General features: G+C 59.0%; 2 protein-coding genes. Both read right to left on the bottom strand.

The annotated features are described in order from the left end of the window. Positions 1 to 300, bottom strand: a 300-nt coding sequence (locus H9Y04_RS49200) for an FGGY family carbohydrate kinase (protein ID WP_268980586.1), incomplete at its 3' end; no start/stop codon positions are given. Between the two features lie 21 nt (positions 301 to 321). Further along, a partial coding sequence (locus H9Y04_RS49195; RefSeq protein ID WP_187820176.1) for an aquaporin occupies positions 322 to 797 on the bottom strand: 476 nt, incomplete at its 5' end.

Raw genomic sequence — 797 nt, 5'->3', positions numbered from 1 at the left:
GTTGTAGATGGGTTTACCGGTCTCTCGCTCCCACACCACCACGGTCTCACGCTGATTGGTGATGCCGATGGCCGCGATCTGATCGGAGTTGATATCCGCTTTGGCCAGCGCTTCGACCAGCGTCGAGCTTTGGGAAGCCCAGATTTCCATCGGGTCGTGTTCGACCCAGCCTGGCTTAGGATAAATTTGTTCAAATTCTCGCTGGGAGACGCTGACGATATTGGCATCATGATCCATCACAACGGCCCGGGAGCTGGTAGTGCCCTGGTCAAGCGCAACGATATATTTTTTGTCGGTCATAGTCGGTGTCCCGTAGTCAGATTACAGCGAAGCTTTATGTTGAGCGGTGGAAGAGGAGGGGCTCTGTTGCTCTTCCTCCACGCAGGTGTCGCAAGGCAGGTGACGGCCAATCAGCTTACGATAGCTGAATGCGCCCAGCGCCGCGCCGACCACCGGTGCGCACAGCGGCACCAGGAAATAAGGAATATCTTTGCCGCCGGTGAAGGCGACGTCACCCCACCCCGCCAGCCAGGCGAAGGCTTTCGGGCCGATGTCACGCGCCGGGTTCATGGCGAAGCCGGTCAGCGGTCCCATGGAGGCGCCAATCACCGCAATCAGCAGGCCAATCAGCAGAGGGGCCAGCGGGCCGCGCGGTATGCCGTTGCCATCGTCGGTCAGCGCCAGGATGACGCCCATCAGGATAGCGGTAATCACCATCTCTACCGCGAAGGCCTGCACAAAATTGATGTGCGGGTTCGGGTAAGTGGAGAAAATGCCGGCCAGATCGAGGCTTTCCA

The organism is Streptomyces polyasparticus (assembly GCF_014493765.1).
Taxonomy (GTDB): domain Bacteria; phylum Actinomycetota; class Actinomycetes; order Streptomycetales; family Streptomycetaceae; genus Streptomyces; species Streptomyces polyasparticus.
The sequence above is the reverse complement of the archived record's forward strand: the minus strand, read 5'-3'. Positions and strand labels throughout refer to the sequence as shown.